The organism is Streptomyces angustmyceticus (assembly GCF_040701845.1).
In the GTDB taxonomy this organism is placed as follows: Bacteria; Actinomycetota; Actinomycetes; order Streptomycetales; family Streptomycetaceae; genus Streptomyces; species Streptomyces angustmyceticus_A.
In genome coordinates, this window is record NZ_JBFBHQ010000070.1 from 1 (window position 1) to 1,950 (window position 1,950).

A 1,950-nucleotide genomic window follows, 5' to 3' on the forward strand; every position below is an offset into this window, starting at 1 on the left:
CCTCCTATTGCTTCGTTTTTCACTTAATTCCGTCTTATGATACCTATTGCATTACTCCTTTAGATACTGTTATACTAAAGGAGCAATGCTTCGCTATAGGCTATATTGCGTGCTTATCTTAACTACCGATTAAGATAGGCTTTTTTGTTCCCCTAAGACGTTACGAAACATGTCGTATCTCTCCTCCGATTAACTCATTTACTCTCTTTAACCATTCGATACTGGCTTCTTGTAGAAATTTATCTGCATTTTTATTTTTATAACCATGTAATTGTATGATTTTTTTATCTCTGTACTCTAAGGTGTAATAAGGTTTATCTAGTTCGTTAGCCCTCCTAATAAGTACTATTGTCGTTTCACCATTGGCATGGCTATTAATATAGCTACTCCCACCGACACACATCTCTAAAGCTTTTCCTTCTTCAATTAATTCCTTTGCTTCTTTTGGCAATAGAAATTGATAACCTTGAACTCTCATTTCTAATTCTTTTAGCTCTTTCGCTCGTTTAGCAAATTCCTTGCGGACAACTTCCCTTTTCATTGCATTCAACCTAGCTACTGCCTCGTCATGTGCTTTATAGATATCTTTGGGAAGTATGTGACTTTCACTTAATGAAATATTCAAATCTTTTAAGGTGTTAATGTAATCTACATAGTATCTAGCATTCACCTTATGCTTAATCAAATAGTTTTGAAATCTAATTAAAGATAATCCATTGGGAATCTCATCTAACAGTCGAATTGACAAATATTTTTCAGCACCGTCGATTAACTTACTCCCTCTATTCTCTATCTCATTTTTTAATTCCCACGTGCTGTATTTTCTATCGCTCTTTTTAAAAAATTCTTTGTTCCTTTTTAACCAGTTAACAGTTACTTTACGCATATCTAATCTTTGCGCAATAATCTCCGAAGCTAATTCACTCGCACCTATTTTCTGTGCAAATTCGATTAATCGTCGATACTTATAAATATGAGGTAACTCTTCTGGATACTCTTCTTCTAAGTCTAAATATCTTAATTCAGAAATTTCACCTATACGATTTAACCAATTATTTTGATATAAAAGCAGATACTGCGTACTATAGCTGAACATTGTTCCAGTATTCGTTAGACCAAATTCATAATGATCAATATTTCTAAGTCCAATTTTTACATGATTATCATTTGCTAACTGCTCTAGGTTTAACAAGTAGCTTAAAAAAATTTGTTTTCCATTTTCAAATTTTGAAACGATTGTGTAAGTCTGTATTTCAATTCGCTTTTTCGTACAAAGAACAGTCATAAAATTTTCTTTTCTGTCGTAAAAAGTTAGTCTCGAATTTTTAGTTAACCTTTTCTCACGTACTTCATTATGGTTTCTTTCCGAAGCAATAATTTCTTTTTCCTTATTTTTCCATACGTACGTTGGCATTTGTTCATAGCACCAATCAAAGAATGCTTTTGGCGGTTTCAGACAACTTTTAGCATAATCATTCGCATTTTTCATAGAAAATCTAGCAAACTTAATTGCTCTCCTTCCGGTGATTTTGTTTCTTTTTTAGGAACATGGTTTTCTTTTTCGCATTGCTTACTTACTGTTACTAATGGATTCGTTACGCTCATCTTTGGTTGCTTTATTTCAACTTCTTCACTCTTAAAGTAATCTGTCACCCACTGAAAAACATCATCATGGATAATTAGTGCGCACCCTCCAATTGCTTGCTTCATTGCCTGCGAGTAACAGTACTGCATTGCCTTTCTAATACTTTTCCCTTCCTTTAGAATCCCCTCTAAAAGCTCATTATCTACTTGTACCTGTTGGCACAACCAATTGTGTAGGATATCTTCCGACCTTGGACGTTCCTCACTCATTTCTTCCATCATCTTGGCATGTGCCTTTTCCATTAATTCATTCATTTCTATTCTCCTTTCTTATTGTGTGGTGCTTTCTAGTTTATGGAAAGCACC

2 protein-coding genes are annotated in these 1,950 nt (G+C 34.0%); both read right to left on the reverse strand.

Going from position 1 to position 1,950, the window contains the following annotated elements:
• Window positions 1-160 precede the first annotated feature (160 nt).
• A complete protein-coding gene (locus tag AB0411_RS37835; RefSeq protein ID WP_366421740.1) occupies window positions 161-1,489 on the reverse strand; it encodes a PcfJ domain-containing protein in 1,329 nt (442 codons plus the stop codon).
• Window positions 1,486-1,899 (reverse strand): Cas9 inhibitor AcrIIA9 family protein, encoded by a 414-nt coding sequence (locus tag AB0411_RS37840; RefSeq protein WP_366421741.1) that lies wholly within the window; start codon window positions 1,897-1,899, stop codon window positions 1,486-1,488. The genes AB0411_RS37835 and AB0411_RS37840 overlap by 4 nt, the downstream gene beginning before the upstream one ends.
• Between the last annotated feature and the right edge of the window lie 51 nt (window positions 1,900-1,950).

Bases quoted from the DNA above. Each gene is read 5' to 3' on its own strand.
- AB0411_RS37835 (WP_366421740.1), bottom strand. From the start codon at position 1,489: ATGAAAAATGCGAATGATTATGCTAAAAGTTGTCTGAAACCGCCAAAA.
- AB0411_RS37840 (WP_366421741.1), bottom strand. From the start codon at position 1,899: ATGAATGAATTAATGGAAAAGGCACATGCCAAGATGATGGAAGAAATG.